This window comes from Pseudoalteromonas sp. KAN5 (assembly GCF_022846535.1).
Classification (GTDB): Bacteria; Pseudomonadota; Gammaproteobacteria; order Enterobacterales; family Alteromonadaceae; genus Pseudoalteromonas; species Pseudoalteromonas haloplanktis.
This window is the reverse complement of sequence record NZ_AP025589.1, coordinates 452804-472742: the sequence shown is the minus strand read 5'-3', so window position 1 is coordinate 472742 and position 19939 is coordinate 452804. Positions and strand designations below refer to the sequence as shown.

Below are 19939 nucleotides of genomic sequence, written 5' to 3'. Positions count from 1 at the left end.
TGTAAAGCGCGACTGACTAAACCAAAGGAAATGTAATGAGTTTAATTAACGAAACCCATGATATAAATTTAACTAGCTGGGTAGCCTCAGCGAATGTTGCAAACTGTGACTTCCCTATTCAAAACTTACCATTTGCAGAAGTACGTCGTAAGAACTCTGACGAAGCATTTCGTGGTGCTGTTGCCATTGGCGACCAAGTGATCGACCTTGCCAAAGTAAACGAACTGGCTATTTTCTCAGGCGATGCACAAACCGCCGTAGCTGCTGCCAGCCAAGCAACGTTAAATGAATTTATGGGTCTTGGTCAGCAATACTGGTCAGCGCTGCGTTTAGCGTTATCAAAAGCACTACGCGAAGGTGCAGCAGAGCAAGCTAAGTTAAGCGAGGCATTAATTGCCCAAGCTGATATTGAGTTTGCATTACCATGTCGTATTGGCGATTACACTGACTTTTATACATCAATTTACCATGCAACAGCTGTCGGTAGTCTATTCCGTCCTGATAACCCACTACTTCCTAACTATAAGTGGGTGCCTATTGGTTATCACGGCCGCTCTTCATCAATTGATGTATCTGGACAAACCTTTCATCGCCCAAATGGTCAAACTAAAGCGCCAGACGCAGACGTGCCATCACTTGGCCCATGTAAACGTTTAGATTATGAATTAGAGCTAGGCATTTACTTAGGTAAAGGTAACGAATTAGGCGATGCGATTGCAATTGAAAATGCTGAAAACCATGTATTTGGCTTTTGTGTGTTCAATGACTGGTCAGCGCGTGATTTACAAGCATGGGAATACCAACCACTTGGGCCATTCCTAGCGAAAAACTTTGCATCAACTGTATCACCTTGGATTGTTACAACAGAAGCATTAGCACCTTTTAGAACATCATGGACACGGGATGAAAATGATCCGCAACCATTAGACTATCTAGAATCAAGCAAAAACCGTGAGCTTGGTGCCTTTGATATTAAAATGGATGTACAAATTGAGACCGCAAAAATGCGTGAACAAGGTGCAGCGCCTTCACAGGTATCTAAGTCAAGCTTTAAACATTCATACTGGACAGTGGCACAAATGGTTACTCACCACACTGTAAATGGCTGTAATTTTATGCCTGGTGATATGTTAGGCTCTGGTACACAATCTGGGCCAACGCATGAAGAAGCAGGTTCTTTACTTGAACTTTCTCGTGGTGGCAAAGAGAAAATCACGCTTAATAACGGTGAGCAACGTAGCTTCTTAGAAGATGGCGATAACGTAATTATGCGTGGTTGGTGTGAAAAAGACGGTTTTGCACGTATTGGTTTCGGTAGCGTTGAAGGTACGGTTCTGCCTGCTAAGTAACTAAATTGTAAACGTTTATTAAATATATTTTTTGAAGGAGGCGACCAATGCCTCCTTTTTTAAGATAAATTACAATTTTTTACTGGCTTTTTCAGCTCAGATTGCTATCTTAATTCGGTTAATAGCCAGTATTTATAAGCCATGTCAGCATTTATTAAGTCTTTTTATCACAAACTATTCCCAGCTAGACAGTTGTTGATCCGCCAAAATGGTGAGGTTAAACATGTGATATTAGCCCCTTGGTTACAAGTTTCAGCTGTAGTAGTTGTTTTAATTGCTTTAGCCTGGTTGACCATATCTACTTTACAAATTTATTCGCAAACCAACAAAATCTCCGATATTGAACAAAGCCAACTATCAAAGCAACAACAGTGGCAGCTTCAAAAAGAGCAGCAACAGCAGCAATACGAAAAACAACTCGCACAGCTTGCGGTACTAGAACAAAAACAAGCTTTATTACAAAGCATGATCGATTCTCTACCCGAGTCGATGAGCAATCCAATCGACGATGCCGCAACAATTGAGAATATCGAGACTAAAGAATTACAAGGCGATTTTCATGAGCCTCTCGTTGATGAAAAAAGCCCTGACAGTGCCCAAGTTAGTGTACAGTCTGTTGAACAGCGCATTACGCAACTCGAGACACATTACTTACAAAGCTTTCTACAAATCGAGCAGCAAATAGAGTTGCGCCATCGCGATATTTTAACAATGCTAAAAGGTGCAGGACTTGATACTGCCTTATCCCGTCGCCTTAGTGGTGAAGTGTCAGAAACAGCCCAAGGTGGTCCGCTGGATTTATTTGATGAGTCCAAAATTCCGACTGAATTTTTAGCCATTGCCGATAAGTTACTTGCCTTAAACAACCTCGAAAACCTTCTCAGCGAGTTACCGCAAACTCTGCCTGCTGCAAACTACTATATTTCGAGCAGTTTTGGGCTGCGTAAAGATCCCGTTAATAACCGTCACGCTTTTCACAAAGGTGTTGATTTAGCGGGCTGGCATAAAACCGAAATTTTTGCCCCTGCAGATGGCACAGTGCTACGCGCAGGACGTAATGGTGGTTATGGAAACTTTATTGAATTACAACATAAAAATGGTTTTGTAACTCGCTTTGGTCACTTAAATAAAATCAAAGTAAAAAAAGGCCAAACCGTTGCTAAAAATGATGTTATTGGCTTAATGGGCAGCACTGGCAGAAGTACTGGTACTCATCTACACTATGAAGTGTTACTTAACGACAAACATGTCAACCCTGTAAAAATAACAAAGGCGCTTTCTCGTGTTCGGTAAAAAAAAATCAACTGTAAGTAGTTCTTCTGATTCACAATTAAAAAGAACCAACCACACGCCATCGATCATTTCTGAAGATGTTCGTTTAACGGGTAGCTTGATCAGCCAAGGTGAAGTGCAACTTGATGGACGCATTGATGGTGATGTGCGTGTTAATCATTTAGTGATCGGTAATACAGGCTGTGTAGAAGGCTCTGTAATTGCTGAAAGCGTAATTGTCAAAGGCAAGATAATTGGCTCACTCAATGCTAGTAAAGTCGTCATTGAACGCTCAGCACAAGTACATGGTGACGTTTACCAAGATACTCTCAGTATTGATGCTGGAGCGATTATCGAAGGTAACTTAAAACAACGCCACGAAGCTGAAACCGTTGAGTTAGTTACCCATAGTACAGAGTCAAAACCTGAACTCGCATCAGTACTAAGTACTGGTGATAACGACCTGTCATTTTTTAATAAGCAAGCCGCAGAAAAAGAGTAAGCGGTTTATTTTTTCTTTTCTGTTTTCTTAGTAATGTACATCGTAATATCTGCGGTGAACACTAGTTCATTGCGGGTATTATAAAGCTTAACGGGCACTACTAAATCTTCTTTATCTAGCCACTGCCTTGGCATTGGGATCTCTGCTACCGCAGTTACATCTGTGTCTACTTTGGCCAAATAATTTGCCGTCATGCACTTAGGGATCCAACGATGCGTTTTATAAGGCACCGTTGCATCAACCATTACCCCAGCACATAGCTCTGCAAGATTACACTGTGCGATAGCGTGAATAGTACCAATGTGATTATGTACACGGCGACGATTTTTTACCACGGCACTGCAATGCCCATCACGTAAATCCAATACATAAGGTTTCATTGAGCCAAAGTAAGGGGCTTTAAAGCACACTACTTTAGTAAATAGCCAATTCCCAAACGGTAAGCGTTTAAAAGTACGCCATGCTGTTAAAACTGCTGATTTATTACTCATCATTTTTCTCATTGTAGATAGCTGTTTGCAAATTAACACATCAGACCAGTTTAAAAAAGAGTATTTCCCTTTGCTCGTCAGCAATATTCAGCAAGAGGGGTCAAATGCCCTTTCTTTTTTGCTGTTGGGTGCCTAAAATACGCGGCATAAGGAGTACTCATGCCCACAACCAATCGCCATAACCAGCTTAGTATTATTTTCACCCTCGCCCTTTTGGTCATATTTTGTCCGTTAGCGATTGATATATATTTACCAGCCTTTCCTAATATAGCTCACGCGTTACATATTGATGAACAGCAAGTGCAACTTACTGTTGCTATATTTATGCTTACTGTTGGCTTAGGACAACTTATAGCTGGCCCTTTAGCTGATAAATTTGGGCGGCGTCCAATCGCCTTATTTGGTATTACACTTTATGGCTGCTCTGCATTGTTAGCCTACTTTGCGCCAAATTTTGCTCTTTTAATGCTAGCCCGCGCTCTACAAGGCTTTGGCGCATGTGCCACATTTGTGGTGGCATTTGCGATTGTTCGTGATACTTATGGCAGTGCGAAAAGCGGCCAAATGATCACCTACCTAAATGGTATTGTTTGTTTTATTCCAGCATTGGCACCCATTTTAGGCGCTTGGCTCACCGTCCAATTTGGCTGGCGAATGAACTTCTTATTTTTGGCTGGGTTTGCCTGTTGTGGATTAATAATCACTGCAATGTACTTTAAAGAAACACGTCCGGCTGATAGTTACTATGAAGGGCATATTTTGGATTTACGCCGTTTTATTCCCATCATCACCACGCCTATTTTCCTTTTTAATAGCTTAATTTGTATGGTGGCAATGTCAGCAATCTTGGCCTTTGTGACCTTAGCTCCTGGTTGGATCATGACTGAGCTTGGCGGCTCAGTGGCAGACTTTACATTTTGGTTCACACTCAATGCAGTTGTCAGTATTGTCGCCAGTTTTATTGCCCCATTATATATTAAGCGGCACAGCCAAAAAGCGTTACGCTTAGGTATGAGCTTATTAATTTTTTCAGGTGTGTTAATTTTAATACTTGGCCAATTTAAAAGTGCCTTTACCTTTATGTTACCCGTGCTTATTGCTGCCTTAGGTTTTTCACTCAGTTTAGGCTCGGCAGCTGGTATGGCATTATCACACTTTGCTAAACAGGCTGGCACCGCATCCGCATTAATTGGCTTAATGCAAATGAGCGGTGCAGGAGTGCTGGTCATGCTCACCCAAGTATTGCCTTTTAATGCGCCAGAATTTATTGCGTTTCACTTATTATTATTACTCCCCCTATGGGCTATACTGCTGAGCAATAAAGCCCACGCCTATCATCCAAAGAATACTTAACACAATGATAAATTATGAATTTTTACTCTCCTTTTTAACAGCCAGCTTTTTAATTGCCGTGGCGCCGGGGCCCTCAAACGCTTTTTTAATGGCGCAAACTTTTGCCAATGGCCGCTCTGCGGGCTTACAAAGTGCATTTGGCTTTGCACTAGGTGGGGTGGTACATACCTTGTTTGCTGTGGTTGGTTTAACTGCAATTTTAAAAGCATCAGAGCTTGCTTACACTACAGTGCAATATGCGGGTGCCGGCTATTTATGTTACTTAGGCGTAATGATGCTAAAAAGCACCTTTATCACTATAGCTGACGACTGCGGGGATAAACCCCATGTAAGCACCAGTAAAAAGAAAAATGTCATGTTCCAAGCGATGATGACAGAAGTGCTCAACCCAAAAGTTGCGCTGTTTTTTATTGCTTTTATACCCCAGTTTGTTGATCCCAGTTTATCGAGCTCAACCACATTCCAACTCGCTTTTTTTGGCTTGCTTTACCCTATTTTTGCGTTCCCAATTGATTGCACTTATATTTACTTTGGCGATAAAATAGCCGGTTATTTCAGGAACAACCCAAATACTCAATTGTGGATAGACCGAATTACAGGTATTGTGTTTATAGCACTTGCTATTAACCTTTTAGTGTAAAAAATAATAAGAGTCAGCATGGAACAAAAACAACAAATATTACCCGCAAAAAAAAATATTGCCCTAGTCGCTCATGATGGAAAGAAAACTGCATTGCAAGCGTGGTGTAATAAACATCGTGACAACTTGAGTCAGCATACATTATATGGCACAGGTACTACGGGTCACTTAATCGAGAAAAATACCGGGCTTGACGTAATCAAATTACTCAGTGGTCCTATGGGGGGCGATCAACAATTAGGCGCAAAAATAGCCGAACACGAAATCCATATGTTGATTTTCTTTTGGGATCCCCTCGCCTCTCAGCCTCATGACCCTGATGTTAAAGCATTATTGAGACTAGCAGCGGTATGGAATATTCCAGTGGCCTGTAATGAAGTCAGTGCTGATATGTTATTAAGCTCATCATTAATGCATGTAGAGCTTGAACGTAGCTTGCCAGATTACGAAAAGTACCTGGCAACCCGGCAAGTGACACTATAAAAGTGCCTCTATTTTAGCGATAAAGCATACTTGCCCATTTAGTGAGTCCAGCGGTGACACTGCCAAAGTGATCACCGTTAACCATTTTTATATTCCCTAAATGCTCAACTAGCGCCGCTTTGATCAGCGGTGATTGGGCGCTACCACCGGTAAGGTAAATAACATCAGGCACGGCGCCCGCCTCTTTAATTGCTTGCTTTGCTAAGCTAACAATTTGCATGATTGCATCATCAACCGCCAATGCTAAATCATCACGGGATAACACTTTATTTAATTGCGGTGCTAAAAAGCCAAGCTCACAGTTAAACTCAGTGGCTGATGACAAGGCAATTTTTGCCGCTTCCCCTTGTTGAACTAACTGATGACCTTGCTTATTTTGCTGTAAATCGAGCAATCGTTGAAATAACTCTGGTGCTTCTACTTCACGCAGCTGAGTGAGTAACTCGCGAGCGTGTTGCTGGCTATAAAACTGACTTTGTAGATTTACATCATTGATTTTGCATGCTTGCCAAAACGGCTGATTAGGCAAGGGTAAACCCGATTTAAACTTACTGCCTAGCCCGAGTAGTGGCATCAACGCATGATAGCTCAACGCAATATCGAGATCATTACCGCCAATACGTTTACCTGTGTGGGCTAAAAAGTCTTGGTCACGTTCATTACTGTTACGAAAACTAGGGCCCATTTGTACAAACGAGCAGTCACTGGTACCACCGCCGATATCGATAACTAAGACTTTCTGATCCTGCTGTAAGTCGCTTTCATAATCAATGCCCGCTGCGAGCGGCTCATACAAAAACGCCACGTCTTTAAAGCCTGCGCGTTTAGCAGCACGCTCTAAAATGCCAAGTGCTTGTTGATTTGATTCTTCGCCACCCACTGCCTGAAAATTAACAGGACGGCCAATTACGGTCTGCGTTAATGCGTATTGTAAAGATGCCTCCGCACGTTGTTTAATTTTTAAAATCATCGCGGTGGCAATATCTTCAAAAAAGTTGATTTGCCCTTGCTTTAAACCTGTGGCACCAAAGAATGATTTAGGGGATTTAACAAAATAGCCTTCTTCAGGAAACTGCACATACTCGCTAATGGCTTCGCGACCAATAAAAAGGCTTTCTTCACCCGCTGCGAGATCTAAATCCGACTTGATCCGCACCATTGAATTTAACAATGCCTGACGCTGACTTTTAAAGTCTTGCTCAAATGCAGTACCCGTTAAATGCTGAGCAACAAAATCAACCACTAAGGCACTATGATGAGTGTATAAAGTAGAAGGTAAATAATGCTTGCCTTGTTCTAGCGGTACTAACTCGACAGCATTTTGTGCATTCATTACACCCATAGCACAATTTGAACTACCATAATCAAAACCAACAAACATTTCGCCACCACTACTTATCAAAAGGCCGCGCAATTTAGCATACTAATCGATTTTTTTAAACGTTATTCAGCTTTACGCTCGCGCACAAAACTGGCAAAGCGCGGCACACCATTTTTGGTAAAACCATGATAACGATAGGTGATTGTCGCTCCAATTTTTGGCGGTTCTTGCCGTTGTTGGTCAGTTAATCCTGTGCCAATATTAAATTGTAAGCCTTCAGCGGTCTCTACCCGTAGTGCTCCTAACATGCCTTGGTACTTACCCTTACCGGGCAAATAGTCAATCACCACGGCTTCATTATCTAAATAAGGCTTTAACTTTAAAAGTGCATCACTGCGACCACTTTTATGTGTAGCTGACGCTAAGTGCAGCATCACCCCTTCCCCACCTAGTTGGACTATCTGCTCAAAAAAGGTCGATAGCGCTTGCTCTGTTTTGAAGTGGTGCTGCTGTACAGCCTGAATATGTGGACGGTTTATACGATTAACTAAGTTAAGGTAATTTTCATAGCGTGTTTGAAAAGGGCTTGTTTGATCTGGCATATCAAAAATTTGATAAGTCACCTTCTGCCAATCACTATCTCGTGGTTTTTGAGTACGAACAATACCACTGAGTGCAGCAAAATCACCGTGTTTGGTCCACAGTTCGCCATCTAATCGTACATTCGGTAAATCGGCTACAAACCAAGCAGGAGCATGTATGAGGTTATCGTTACGAGTGATCAGTTCAGTGCCAGTCCAAATAGCCCGCACCCCATCAAATTTTTCACTCACTAAGTAGTTTTCAATGGCGGGGGCGTTGTCTTGTTGATACACCTTGGCTAGTTGTGCATTTGCTATTATGGGTGGCTTTGTTGCGAAGCAGTTAAAGCTGATGAGCAACAGCCACACTATGATTAATCCCTTTAGCATGTTAGTCCCTTGTTTATTGCCAAGTAGACTAAACTATAGCTTAGTTTGTACCCATTGCCATAGTTGCTGTAAATTATCCATCCGCGCAAATGCCAAACTTAAGTCATGTTCTAAAGTGTGCTTATTGGGTATGGCTACCACAGCTACTTTTGCATTCGTAGCAGCGGTTACGCCGGTATGTGTATCTTCCACCGCAATGGCTTGCTCGGCTGAAATACCTAAGGTTGAAAGTGCCAATAAATATGGGTCGCCGGCAGGCTTGGGATTGCGTACATCATCTTTGGTGACAACACAGTCAAACCATTCATAAAAGCCATAGCCCTTTAAAATGGGTATCGCTTCATGGCGCGCACTGCCTGTCACCAGTGCCATTTTAAGTCCGCTGTCTTTGACCGCTTGTAATACATCTTGTGCAAAAGGCATTAATGATGGTAAATCTGTTGCTACAAACTTCTCAAATGCATCATATTTAGCTTGTGCAAGCCACTGTGGTGATACCGATAAGTTATACTGTTTAACGACTTCAATTGCCGCCTCTAACGTTGGCCTACCTGAAAATCGCTGACAAAAATCATCTTCGTCATAGCGCACACCAAACGGCGCTAAAATATCATTCCAACAATTAAAATGCACACTTTCAGAGTCAACTAAGGTGCCATCCATATCGAATAATACTGCTTTTAAAGTCATCCTCATTCCTTTAATTAAAAAATAAAAAAGGTGCACTCGGCACCTTAGTTAATCGTTATTCTGTTAAGCCTGCTGGCGGCTCAGCAAATGCCTCTTCACCGCTTTGCACATCGACTAACTCGTAACCACGCTCTTTTCTAACCACTTTTAAAACTGGCTTTTCAAACGCGGTTTTTAAACGATCTGCGTCGGCCTGTAATTCTTCAACGGTGTTACCAAATGGCGCTGCACCCGTTTCTGACCAATTTGTTACTTTACCATTTAGGTTATATTCAACCTCATGAATTTGATATTGTGCTGCTTCATCTTTAGTTGCTTCACAAAAGATTACACGGTAATTCCAAAATCCAGCCATGACAATTCTCTTTAAAATGTAATTAGCGCTACTTTAGCAGTATCGACTAGTAATATAAACGAAAAAACCCGCTTAAAAAGCGGGTTTAAATAACTAAACAATCTGCTTAGAAAAAGTTAACTTTAAATTCAGCGCCAACAAAACGCCCTTCGTTAACCATTGCTGTATTGTTATTAAAGTCGATTGCACCAATTGATTGTTGCTTATCAAATAAGTTACGTGCAAAAACGGCTACTTGATACTCATAGTCACCTTCAGACCATGCATAACCACTGCGAAGACCTACTTCAGTAAGTGCTTTACCTTCAAACTCTACAGACTCGTACAAGAAATAGTTAATCTCACTGCGGTATGAAACATCTGCGTAAGTAAAGAACTCACCATCACCTAATTCTTTGCTATAGCGTAGGGTTAAGTTAGAGATCCACTCAGGTGCGTGCGGCAAACTATTACCATCGATGATAGCATTACCATCAACCATAGGATCTGTGATTGTTAAAGTAGGACGGTCTGGCACCGCAATCGCGATGCTGTCATCTTTAAGCTCAGTATTGTTATAGCTTAAGTTAAATGTCGCATTTAGCTCATCTGTTAATACCCACTCAGTATCTAACTCAAAACCATAGCCTGTCGTTTTATCAGCATTTAATAGACTGGTTGTATTAGTGGTACCGCCAACCGCAGTTAATTGCTGATCATTCATTGTGTAATAAAAAATTGTCGCATTTACACGACCACGACCATCTAATACGTCTGACTTAATCCCAGTCTCGTATGAGGTTACCGTTTCTGAATCAGCTTTAGTCAGCTCATCAGAGAAAGTAATACGGCCTTGGATACTTGGTGCGCGGAATGTATTTGCAATACGGCCGTATAAATTCATATCATCGGTTAATTTATACGTCGCTGATAAATCCCAGCTGATATGATCATCACTGGCATCTTCAGTGCGGATAATATCAGTTTCGCATTGCATTAAGTCAAAGTTACATTCACTTAAATCAGCTGGAACGAATTTACGTACAGCAACGAAATCTTTATCATCGTCTGAATAACGAAGACCAGCGGTTACTTTTAAATCATCACTAAAGGTGTAATCAACAGAGCCAAATACAGCCCATGCTTTGGTATCTTGTTGCTGATTTACATAACCATTCAATGTTCCACCAGCTAAGGTATCATAACCAAAGTTTTCGATAGTCACTGACTCATCGAAGTAAAATAGACCAGCTTGGTAATTAAAATCACCAACAAAGTTACTTGCTAAGCGTAATTCTTGTGTATATTGGTTGTGATCTGGTAAACCACTTTCACTTTCAGATTGATAAGGAATAACGCCAGGACCGCCAACATAACCACCATCAATATCGCCACGTGAGTTTACTTCAGCACTTTCCCAACCAGTGATTGAAGTTAAAGTATGGTTTGCGAAATCATACTCAAGTTTTAAGCTTGCCCCTTGCGAGTCAACAACCTGAAATTCACGTGCAGCAGCATTATGATAAACCACATCAGCATCAAAACCATCAACTAACTCATTTGAACCTGCTTTGATTGCGTTCGCGTAAAATGGGATTGGTGTACCTTCCATATTACGAACGTGGTAGTTTAATAAAGCTGAAAAATCATCTTTTTCATATAAGAACTGGATACGTGCAGCGCGATCGGTGTAACCACCTAAAATGTCGTCTTGTTCAAAGCCTGGTGCGCGATTATCAATGTAATCATCTTTACCTTGCCACAATACCGATACACGTGCCGATAGGTTTTCTGTTAACCCGCCGCCAACAGCACCTCTAAAATCAATTGAGTTATTTGTACCGTATGATACTGAGCTAAACCCATCAAATTCTTGGCTAGGTTTTACAGAATCGAATTTAACAAGACCTGCAGGTGTGTTACGGCCAAATAATGTGCCTTGTGGGCCGCGTAGTACTTCAACACGCTCTACGTCAAATACAGGAAAGCCTTTTAGGATTGCATTTTCTTGTACCACATCATCAACAACAAGTGACACGGGCTGCGAAGCGTTTAAATCAAAATCAGTATTACCTAAGCCACGAACATAAAAACGTGGGAAAGTACGTCCATATGAAGATTCAATTGATAAGCTTGGAATTTTCGCATTCATAAAACGAACATCCATACCAGCAGAGCTGTATGCATCCAATTTATCGCCTTGTAACGCAGAAACAGCAACAGGTACTTCCTGTGCGTTTTCTACACGCTTACGCGCGGTAACTTGGATAACTTCTAATTGGTTGCTTTTTGCACCTGGAGCTTGCTCATCAGCTGCTAGAGTAGAAAATGAAGTACCTGCTACAGCAGAGAACAACGTTGCATTAATTAGGGTTGCTAACGTAGATCTTTTCATTGCTTTCATGTTGGGGTTTAGCCTTTTGTGTGCACTCTTATTCAACGGTTGATGTGTTGCGCTAGTTCACTTAGCGGGCTCGGCCAATTTTTCGCGCCTTGTAATAAGCTGCGCGGACCTCACTGTCGAGAGTGCAAAACGAAATAGTGAGGCTGAACGAACGATGAAGATTATAACACTTCATGACAGTTTTGCTGCATAAATATGTACAATAATACAAGATTTTTACAACAAATAACGCCATGATAAGCGAAGTTTGGAGATTTTATGCGGTTTTATTTACTTTATACGGACATTTGTCCTGTTAATTTGTTGGGTGTAAATGTAGCCGATCAACATAAGTGAGGTTGATACGTATTTGCATATCAACCTCCACTTTATCTGTAGCTTAATTACTTAACTGAGCTAGATCAGGTTTTGCCAATTCACAGTTATGCTCATTAAGTAATCCAAGAATTGCCATATTTAATTCCTCGACGACCTCCATATACAATGCAAAATCGGTGGTATTTACATAACTTAATACATCTATCTGTAATGCCCATGGCGTAAACCCTTTAAACTTCACGCGACAAGGATCGGCACAAATGTGTTCATGCTCATCTAATAACTGTTTACACGCATTGATAAATGACTGTAAATCGACTTGTTTAGTTTGGGCACTGAGCATTAAATTGGGTCGAAAAGCAATGCGCTCTCGTTCAGAAATATTTTCTAAATGCATATCCACAAATTTGGCATTAGCAACATAGATAACGGAACGATCTAACGTGCGAATTCGCGTTGCACGCAAACCGATTTCCTCTATAGTCCCCACGTTTGCACCAAACTTACATAAACTGCCTATTCGCACTGGCGCAGAGACATATAAAGTAATTGCGCCAATAATATTCTCTACAGTTTTTTGCGCAGCCAATGCAATCGCTAAGCCACCGATCCCTAAACCAGCGAGTAAAGTCGTGGCACTAAAGCCTAGGTTTTCAAACCACAATAATATGGCAATGATCACAATAAGCATTTTAATTACATTACTCGCTGGACGTAATAAAAATACCGCTTGTGGCTTATCTTGTGCAATAAAGCGCTCTGATAAGCGATGTTTAGCAATATCAACACTACGTAAAAATACCCAAGTCCAGGCAATCAGCAATACGGTGCTCCCCTGGGCAAGTGCTACAACGGCAATCGTCACATTCGAAACGTCATGCAGCGAACGCGCTAACAATACAGCTAACAATAAACAGATCGGTCCTTTTATAAAGGCTAGAACATCATTAGGGGTTTTCGATCTAAAGCGATGTAAAGTGGCCGCAAAAATACGCGTTATCAGTACCGATATCAAAAAGAAGGCGGTAAATGAGCCAGCAAAGTAAACCCATTGCCAGAGCATCACCCCAAGTAACTCCGTTTTAGGCAGGTGGTTATATAACCACTCTCCCACCGCGTTATAACCAAACTCATCAACTAAAAATGGAATTTTACTGACTGTTGCATTAGAAATTTTCCAAACTCGGTTTTCGCCTTTCTCATCAGGAACACGCTGTAATAAAACTTGTACCGGGCCCCGTGATGTGGTGATTTCTGCCACTAAATCTCGATAACTTGGTACCGCTTCATTCTTTTTACCCTCAGGCTTTTTACTCAATGTATCAATATCAATCCATAATGTACGGTCAAATACCAGTGACAGTTGCTCAGCAAGTAGTTCAGGTGCGATTGCCTTTACTTCAGGTGGTAAGTTTCGATAGTCTAGGTAGTTTGTGGCAAGCGCATAATCCCGTTGTCGTGCGGCTCGTAAATAAGCTTGCATAGCAGAGCTTGGTGTAATGCGATGAAATTCATCATAAGGTAAGGAATCAATATTTAACTCCTCTCCTTTTTCTTTCACTGCAGATGTTACCGCTGTCGCTTTTAGTGCCTGTTTCACCTCAGCCCCTTGCTCTGCAGGGGTTTTACTTTCAGCTTCTTTGCTTTCTTTATCAATCAGAGATTTTACGGTTACCTCAGGCTCGGCGAATGAACTGAGGCTAAAACTAAATAAAATGGACAAGCCAATTAGTTTTAAAATTGCAATAAAGTGCTTACCCATTATTAATTCCTTGGTATATTTTGCTTTGAGTGCCTATCTATTATTAACTATAAAAGCGATAACGCGTATTTAAAAGTGAATAACACAATTTTTAACCAAAATTTCTATCTTATCAGCGATCAGTTTGACCTAAGTGTAGACACAAGCTAACGTATATATTGAGCTAGCCCACAATACTAAATTCAGCGCAACCACTAAGGAATAAGATGGATCTCACCGCAACACTTTCAAAAAACTGGTCAGTACTCTTTATACGCGGCTTAATTGCTATTATTTTTGGCGTCATCACTTGGTTTGCACCAAACGCTTCGCTAAGTATTATATTGCTTTTTTTTGCCGGCTATTTTTTATTTGATGGCATTCTTAGAGTGTGGGTTGCTTGGACCTCGAAACAAAATAACCCCTACTGGCGTTGGCTACTCATCGGTGGTGTGCTATCGGTGATAGCAGGCCTTGTTACCCTGTTTGCCCCCAACGTTACCGCGCTATTATTGCTTTATTATGTCGCTGCGTGGGCCATTACCATAGGTGCGGTTGAAATTTTTGTCGCACTTAAACTAAGAGCTGAAATCTCTGGTGAGTGGCTTTTAATTATCACTGGTGCACTATCGGTTTTATTTGGCTTGTATTTAATTTTTAACCCAAGTGCAGGGATCCATACCCTACTTTGGTTAGTCGCCACTTATGCTGTACTGTTTGGCGCCTTAATTGTGCTGTTCTCGTTAAAGCTTAAGAAAATAGGGCAGCTGCAGTAACGTATACAAAAAAGTCGTTTACTGCATGTTGTAATAAACGACTTTTATCATCTTGTGAATAAGCTTTGCTTAACCACTATTTACGTTATTTTAATGGTCGTCGCGTTAAGGCAATCTCACCATCAATATGAATATCACGCTGCGGGAAGGAAATCGTAACGTTATGCTCTGCAAACACTTTATATATACTAAAGCGAATATCACTACGTACTTGCCGTAACATGCTCTCTGACTCTGCACATACCCAAAAGATGGCATTAAAGACCAAAGAGCTCTCAGCAAAGTCATCAAATAATACTGAATATGCTGGAGTGGGCAATATTGCTGGGTGTTCACTTAATACCTGTTTAATTAGTTGTTCAACTAGTAGCACATCTGAGCCATAAGCAACTCCAACACTCACCGAAGAACGCGCATTACGGTCGATCAATGTCCAGTTAGTTACTGTATTCTCGAGCAGTTGGCTGTTTGGGATCAACATATGCACACCATCGTTACGGCGGATACGAGTTGAGCGAGTATTAATCGTTTCGACCACACCTTTAGCCGTTCCTACTTCTAAAAAGTCACCAATACGAATGGGCCGCTCCCACATTAAGATCCAGCCGCTGATAAAGTTATTAATGATATTTTGCGCGCCAAACCCGACCCCAATTGCAATAGCGCCAGAAACAAAAGCAAATGCTGTAAGGGGAATATTTAGCACTTCTAAAGAAGTAAAAACTAATATCGCAATACTTAATACTAAATAGATACGGGTAAATAACAGCACCGCATCAGGGTTCATTTTGCGCGCCAGCAATGTTTTGCGAATTAAACGACCAATTCGAGTAACCACAAACCACATTGCAAACAGTATCAATGGGACTTGAATAACTTTGGCCACGGTAATTTCAATGTCGTTATAGCTAAAAATTACGTACGATAAATACTGAGAGATTAACTCTAATGTCATACATCTTCCAAAATAAATAAAACTGGACCTATTCAGGGTTAAGTAAGTTTAGCACGCCATAATAGCATTTACGGAAAAGTTAAAGTTCAATATGTTTTTTATGAACAAATTATTAACATTTTCTTACAAGCAATGCTATATAAGTACTGTAAGCTTAAATAAAGCACGAGGAACACCATGATGTCACAACTGACTTTAAATCAAAAACTAGCAACGTTGCAGCCATTAGTTGATTTGCAACTATTTGAATCAAGCCTTGCGTATCGCAATAAAATTTTGTCTGTACTTGCAGAGCAAGAGCATACACTAAATTGTATTAATAAAGAGTTTGGCCATCAGCAGCCAGCCAGCTTTGGTAGTGAAAAAAAGTTTGTACTCGGTTACAACTAATTTCATACAAAATGATTCATTATTTAAAAAATTACCCATTAAGTAATATGACAACAACCTACCAGTAGCTTTTATATAAGCAATTATATTTTAGCTACTATTTTTATATTTTCGGATATTTTATCTGGAAATTACTTATTTTGCGCTAAACCCCCTCATTAAACCGATAAACTTTATTGTATATAATCTAAAATTTGCTAAGTTAACAAGCTTAACGCCTAATCTGTGTTGATAGGCTTATTTTTTATTGGAGCTCTTATGCGCAAATCTCTCATCGCTAGCACTATCGCCAGCGCTTTATTATTATCAGCTTGTAGTTCACAACAAGTAACAGACTCACCAGAAAACGCATCTCAAGTACAAACTGTTAGTGTTGATAATGTTTTAATGCAGCCAAGCCCATTACAGTACATGGCACCAGAATTTGATAAGTTTGGCACTAAAGATTACGAACCCGTTTTTGATGCTGGTATTGCCGAGCAAAAAGCACAAATTGCTGCCATTGCTAACAATCCTGCTGCTGCAACATTTAAAAATACGTTAGTTGAACTAGAGCTATCTGGCGAATTACTTGATCGTGTATCAACAGCATTTTATAACTTATCGGGGTTAATTTCAGATAGCGAATACCAACGTATTGCCGCTAAAATGGCGCCAGTATTATCGGCTCATTCAGATGATATCTACTTAAATAAAGCACTGTTCTCACGTGTTGAAAGCATTTATAACAACAAAGCAAACTTAAACGCTGAAGATCAACGTTTGGTTGAGTTTTACTACACTAAGTTTGTCAACGCTGGTGCGAAACTTAACGAAACGCAAAAAGCAAAAATGCGAGAGATCAACGCTGAGCTTGCTAAGTTATCAACTGAGTTTTCACAAAATATTCTTAAGTCATTCAAAGAAGATGTAATACTTGTTACAGATAAAAGCGAGTTGGCAGGTTTGTCTGATGGCGAAATTGAAAGCCTAGCGGCTGCTGCTAAAAAAGCCGGTAAAGAAGGTTACATGATCACGCTAGTGAACACCACGCAACAACCTATTTTAAGCAGCCTTGAAAACCGCAAACTACGCGAACGTATTTTTAAAGCATCAGCAACCCGTGCACAAAACACTAACGGCCCTATTATAATCAAAGAAACCAATTTACGTGCCCAAAAAGCAGAGTTACTTGGTTATAAAGACTGGGCGTCATATGTAATGACCACGCGTATGGCTAAAACCACCGACAACGTGTACGGCATTTTGGATGACCTTGCGCCAAAAGCGGTAAACAAAGCCAAAGCAGAAGCTGCTGAGATTCAAAAAGTAATTGACGCAGAAGGCAATACATTTGCATTACAACCTTGGGATTGGGCATTTTACGCTGAAAAAGTGCGCCAAGCTAAGTACGACCTAGATCCTGCATTAGTTAAACCTTATTTTGAAATGCAATCAGTGATCCACGACGGCATGTTCTTCGCGATGGAAAAACTCTACGGCATCACTTTCAAAGAGCGCAAAGATCTTCCTGTATACCATGAAGATGTGATGGTCTTTGAAGTCTTTAACGAAGATGGTAGCGCAATCGGCTTATTCTACATGGACCCTTATGCCCGTGAAGGTAAACGTGGCGGAGCATGGATGAGCTCGTACGTTGGTCAAAGTGGTCTTAAAGGCACAAAACCAGTTATCTATAACGCACAGAACATTCCTAAGCCAGCTGAAGGTCAACCAACATTAATGACCTTCTCTGAAGTAACCACCATGTTCCATGAATTTGGTCATGCAGCGCATGGTTTATTTTCTGATGTTAAATACCCAAGCCTTGCGGGTACTGCAACTGCCCGTGACTTTGTTGAATTCCCTTCACAAGCACACGAAGATTGGAATATCGAACCAACAGTACTTGCCAATTACGCTAAGCACTACAAAACGGGCGAGCCTATTCCTAAAGAGTTATTAGCAAAAGTACTTGAGTCACAAAACTTCAATCAAGGTTTTGGCACCACTGAATACTTAGCTGCCGCATTACTTGATATGGAATGGCACTCATTTGGCTCTGACGCTGAAATCACAGACGTACAAAAATTTGAGCACGAAGCGCTGGAAAAACACGGTATAGCTTACTATCCAGTACCACCGCGTTATAAGTCTTGCTACTTTAGCCATACTTTTGCTGGCGGCTACTCAGCTGGTTACTACGCTTATCTTTGGACTGAAGTATTTGCAGCCGATGCCTTTGCTCACATGACCGAGCAAGGTGGCCTTACCCGTGAAAACGGTGATAACTTCCGTAAAGAGATTTTATCAAAAGGCAACAGCCGCGACTTAATGCAAAGCTACATTGAGTTCAGAGGTCAAAAACCAACGACCGATGCACTACTTAAGCGCCGCGGTTTAGTGGAATAATTTTAATGGGAGCCTACTATGGCTCCCATTTTTTATCGCAATCAACCTGTATTGCCCCCTTCTAACTCAAATCGACACCTTATCCGTTTCTCTATGCTAGTCTGAATAAAAAATTCAAGGCTACAATATGAAACACACACTTTTATTTTCAACCTGCTTGGTACTGGCTGCATGCACAACTCAACCAACAGAGCGCGCCGATATCGTAATCGCTAATGCCACAGTGATCGATGTAAAAACAGGGCAACTGAGTGCAAATCAATCACTCGCCATTCGTGATGGTGTGATCATAAAACGCAGTAACCAATCACTTAAGAATAATTATATTGTTGAGAACTACATTGATGCCAATGATCAATTTCTGATGCCTGGTCTTTGGGATATGCATGTGCATTTTGGCGGCGGTAAAGAGCTCATAGAAGAAAACAAGCAACTGTTGCCGCTCTATTTAGCATACGGTATTACCACTGTGCGTGATGCCGCTGCTGATTTAAGTGAGTCAGTTTTAAGTTGGCGAGCACAAATTAATAGCAATCAATTAGTTGGCCCTACTATCTATACATCAGGACCAAAACTTGAAGGTAAAGACTCAATCTGGCCTGGCGATTTAGAAGTTGAAACAGTCGCAGAGATGAACGCCGCGATAGATAGTCTTGATGCAATGAATGTGGATTTTATCAAAATTACCGACAGCGCATTAACACCAGCGCTGTATTTAAAAGCCGTTAAGGAAGTAAAAAAACGCGGCTACCAGATATCAGGGCATATTCCATTTTCACTATCTGTAACGGACGTATCTAATGCAGGGTTAGATGCCATCGAGCACATGACTTACTTATTAAAAGCCGCTGCAAGCAACGAGCCTGAAATATCAGCAAAAGTGGCCTCTGGAGAACTGAGTTATCGCAGTGCTTTACCTATTATCACCGCCAATATTGATACCCAAACCGCTTTAAATAAATACGCCGTACTGGCTGAGAATAATACCGCAGTTGTACCAACTTTAATTGGCGGGCAAATCACTGCGTATATTGATGAAGATAACCATCAAGATGATGAGTTTTTAAACTACCTTGGCAAGGGCCTCAAGGCCACTTACCAATGGCGCGTAGACAGAGCAAATAAAGACACGCCAGCACAAATAGCGCAACGAAAAGAACGTTTTATAAAAACCGCGCAATTACTGCCACTGGCGCAACAAGCCGGCGTACCAATTATTGCCGGAACTGACGCAGGCTTTTTAAACTCATATATTTACCCAGGTTTATCACTGCATCAAGAGCTGGCTATTTTTAGTGACTACGGTTTAACACCTTTACAAACACTGCAATCAGCAACTCTTGCTGGGCCTAAATTTTTAGGTAAGCGTGAACAATTTGGTGAGCTAACTGAGGGCAAAACTGCCGACATCATTTTTTTAACCGCTAACCCATTAGTTGATGTACGCAACACGCAAAAACTCACCGGGGTTATTTCGCATAGTCGTTATTACAACAAAGCCGCACTTGAACAACTTAAAGCCGATGCAAAACAGTTTGTAACACAACAATAAAAACCA

The 19939-nt window shown here is 41.0% G+C and carries 18 protein-coding genes; 10 read left to right on the top strand and 8 right to left on the bottom strand.

The window, feature by feature from the left end; genetic code table 11:
- Positions 1-35 precede the first annotated feature (35 nt).
- The 3 genes from fahA to KAN5_RS02080 all read left to right on the top strand — a co-directional run bounded on the left by fahA (position 36) and on the right by KAN5_RS02080 (position 3123).
- Positions 36-1349 carry a fumarylacetoacetase gene (fahA, locus tag KAN5_RS02090; RefSeq protein ID WP_016708861.1) on the top strand — a complete coding sequence of 438 codons (1314 nt, stop codon included), beginning with the start codon at positions 36-38 and terminating at the stop codon, positions 1347-1349.
- Positions 1350-1490: 141 nt separating this feature from the next.
- Positions 1491-2642: a M23 family metallopeptidase gene (locus tag KAN5_RS02085; RefSeq protein ID WP_244390325.1), complete on the top strand. Its 1152-nt coding sequence runs from the start codon at positions 1491-1493 to the stop codon at positions 2640-2642.
- Complete coding sequence (locus tag KAN5_RS02080) at positions 2632-3123, top strand: polymer-forming cytoskeletal protein (RefSeq protein ID WP_244390324.1); 492 nt, start codon at positions 2632-2634, stop codon at positions 3121-3123. Before KAN5_RS02085 ends, KAN5_RS02080 begins: the two co-directional genes overlap by 11 nt.
- Before the next feature lie 5 nt (positions 3124-3128).
- On the opposite strand, the gene KAN5_RS02075 is transcribed toward KAN5_RS02080, so the two are convergent.
- Positions 3129-3614, bottom strand: a complete 486-nt coding sequence (locus KAN5_RS02075) for a hotdog fold domain-containing protein (RefSeq protein ID WP_244390919.1) — start codon at positions 3612-3614, stop codon at positions 3129-3131.
- Positions 3615-3773: 159 nt separating this feature from the next.
- On the opposite strand from KAN5_RS02075, the gene KAN5_RS02070 reads away from it, so the two are divergent.
- From KAN5_RS02070 to KAN5_RS02060, 3 genes are read left to right on the top strand one after another with little or no spacing between them, the layout of a single operon-like run.
- On the top strand, positions 3774-4967 hold the full coding sequence (locus tag KAN5_RS02070; RefSeq protein ID WP_016708857.1) for a multidrug effflux MFS transporter: 1194 nt from the start codon (positions 3774-3776) through the stop codon (positions 4965-4967).
- A 4-nt stretch (positions 4968-4971) separates the two neighbouring features.
- Positions 4972-5607, top strand: a complete 636-nt coding sequence (locus KAN5_RS02065) for a LysE family translocator (RefSeq protein WP_244390323.1) — start codon at positions 4972-4974, stop codon at positions 5605-5607.
- 18 nt (positions 5608-5625) lie between these two features.
- A complete protein-coding gene (locus KAN5_RS02060) occupies positions 5626-6090 on the top strand; it encodes a methylglyoxal synthase (RefSeq protein WP_016708855.1) in 465 nt (154 codons plus the stop codon).
- Between the two features lie 13 nt (positions 6091-6103).
- On the opposite strand, the gene yegD is transcribed toward KAN5_RS02060, so the two are convergent.
- The 6 genes from yegD to KAN5_RS02030 form a co-directional block, all read right to left on the bottom strand.
- A complete protein-coding gene (yegD, locus tag KAN5_RS02055) occupies positions 6104-7471 on the bottom strand; it encodes a molecular chaperone (RefSeq protein ID WP_244390322.1) in 1368 nt (455 codons plus the stop codon).
- Positions 7472-7533: 62 nt separating this feature from the next.
- Positions 7534-8382, bottom strand: coding sequence for a DNA ligase (locus KAN5_RS02050; protein ID WP_244390321.1), 849 nt, complete (start codon positions 8380-8382; stop codon positions 7534-7536).
- A gap of 33 nt (positions 8383-8415) precedes the next feature.
- On the bottom strand, positions 8416-9072 hold the full coding sequence (locus tag KAN5_RS02045; RefSeq protein ID WP_016708852.1) for an HAD family phosphatase: 657 nt from the start codon (positions 9070-9072) through the stop codon (positions 8416-8418).
- A gap of 55 nt (positions 9073-9127) precedes the next feature.
- Entirely contained in the window at positions 9128-9427 is a 300-nt protein-coding gene (locus KAN5_RS02040; protein WP_244390320.1) for a hypothetical protein, read from the bottom strand.
- 106 nt (positions 9428-9533) lie between these two features.
- Positions 9534-11810: a TonB-dependent receptor gene (locus tag KAN5_RS02035; RefSeq protein WP_016708850.1), complete on the bottom strand. Its 2277-nt coding sequence runs from the start codon at positions 11808-11810 to the stop codon at positions 9534-9536.
- Between the two features lie 379 nt (positions 11811-12189).
- Positions 12190-13890: a mechanosensitive ion channel domain-containing protein gene (locus KAN5_RS02030; protein ID WP_138554938.1), complete on the bottom strand. Its 1701-nt coding sequence runs from the start codon at positions 13888-13890 to the stop codon at positions 12190-12192.
- 206 nt (positions 13891-14096) lie between these two features.
- Here KAN5_RS02030 and KAN5_RS02025 point away from each other — a divergent pair, with 206 nt between their 5' ends.
- Positions 14097-14645, top strand: coding sequence for a DUF308 domain-containing protein (locus KAN5_RS02025; protein WP_016708848.1), 549 nt, complete (start codon positions 14097-14099; stop codon positions 14643-14645).
- 85 nt (positions 14646-14730) lie between these two features.
- On the opposite strand, the gene KAN5_RS02020 is transcribed toward KAN5_RS02025, so the two are convergent.
- Positions 14731-15600: a mechanosensitive ion channel domain-containing protein gene (locus tag KAN5_RS02020; RefSeq protein ID WP_016708847.1), complete on the bottom strand. Its 870-nt coding sequence runs from the start codon at positions 15598-15600 to the stop codon at positions 14731-14733.
- 177 nt (positions 15601-15777) lie between these two features.
- Between KAN5_RS02020 and KAN5_RS02015 the strand changes: the two genes are divergently transcribed.
- The 3 genes from KAN5_RS02015 (at position 15778) to KAN5_RS02005 (ending at position 19933) form a co-directional block, all read left to right on the top strand.
- Positions 15778-15990, top strand: coding sequence for a hypothetical protein (locus tag KAN5_RS02015; protein WP_232321832.1), 213 nt, complete (start codon positions 15778-15780; stop codon positions 15988-15990).
- Positions 15991-16248: 258 nt separating this feature from the next.
- Entirely contained in the window at positions 16249-18381 is a 2133-nt protein-coding gene (locus tag KAN5_RS02010) for a M3 family metallopeptidase (RefSeq protein WP_138554939.1), read from the top strand.
- Between the two features lie 127 nt (positions 18382-18508).
- On the top strand, positions 18509-19933 hold the full coding sequence (locus KAN5_RS02005) for an amidohydrolase family protein (protein ID WP_138554940.1): 1425 nt from the start codon (positions 18509-18511) through the stop codon (positions 19931-19933).
- The last annotated feature ends 6 nt before the right edge of the window (positions 19934-19939 follow it).

Excerpts from the sequence above, each read along its gene's own strand:
- fahA (WP_016708861.1), top strand. The coding sequence starts at position 36 with ATGAGTTTAATTAACGAAACCCATGATATAAATTTAACTAGCTGGGTA.
- KAN5_RS02085 (WP_244390325.1), top strand. The coding sequence starts at position 1,491 with ATGTCAGCATTTATTAAGTCTTTTTATCACAAACTATTCCCAGCTAGA.
- KAN5_RS02075 (WP_244390919.1), bottom strand. The coding sequence starts at position 3,614 with ATGAGTAATAAATCAGCAGTTTTAACAGCATGGCGTACTTTTAAACGC.
- KAN5_RS02070 (WP_016708857.1), top strand. The coding sequence starts at position 3,774 with ATGCCCACAACCAATCGCCATAACCAGCTTAGTATTATTTTCACCCTC.
- KAN5_RS02065 (WP_244390323.1), top strand. The coding sequence starts at position 4,972 with ATGATAAATTATGAATTTTTACTCTCCTTTTTAACAGCCAGCTTTTTA.
- KAN5_RS02060 (WP_016708855.1), top strand. The coding sequence starts at position 5,626 with ATGGAACAAAAACAACAAATATTACCCGCAAAAAAAAATATTGCCCTA.
- yegD (WP_244390322.1), bottom strand. The coding sequence starts at position 7,471 with ATGTTTGTTGGTTTTGATTATGGTAGTTCAAATTGTGCTATGGGTGTA.
- KAN5_RS02050 (WP_244390321.1), bottom strand. The coding sequence starts at position 8,382 with ATGCTAAAGGGATTAATCATAGTGTGGCTGTTGCTCATCAGCTTTAAC.
- KAN5_RS02045 (WP_016708852.1), bottom strand. The coding sequence starts at position 9,072 with ATGACTTTAAAAGCAGTATTATTCGATATGGATGGCACCTTAGTTGAC.
- KAN5_RS02040 (WP_244390320.1), bottom strand. The coding sequence starts at position 9,427 with ATGGCTGGATTTTGGAATTACCGTGTAATCTTTTGTGAAGCAACTAAA.
- KAN5_RS02035 (WP_016708850.1), bottom strand. The coding sequence starts at position 11,810 with ATGAAAGCAATGAAAAGATCTACGTTAGCAACCCTAATTAATGCAACG.
- KAN5_RS02030 (WP_138554938.1), bottom strand. The coding sequence starts at position 13,890 with ATGGGTAAGCACTTTATTGCAATTTTAAAACTAATTGGCTTGTCCATT.
- KAN5_RS02025 (WP_016708848.1), top strand. The coding sequence starts at position 14,097 with ATGGATCTCACCGCAACACTTTCAAAAAACTGGTCAGTACTCTTTATA.
- KAN5_RS02020 (WP_016708847.1), bottom strand. The coding sequence starts at position 15,600 with ATGACATTAGAGTTAATCTCTCAGTATTTATCGTACGTAATTTTTAGC.
- KAN5_RS02015 (WP_232321832.1), top strand. The coding sequence starts at position 15,778 with ATGATGTCACAACTGACTTTAAATCAAAAACTAGCAACGTTGCAGCCA.
- KAN5_RS02010 (WP_138554939.1), top strand. The coding sequence starts at position 16,249 with ATGCGCAAATCTCTCATCGCTAGCACTATCGCCAGCGCTTTATTATTA.
- KAN5_RS02005 (WP_138554940.1), top strand. The coding sequence starts at position 18,509 with ATGAAACACACACTTTTATTTTCAACCTGCTTGGTACTGGCTGCATGC.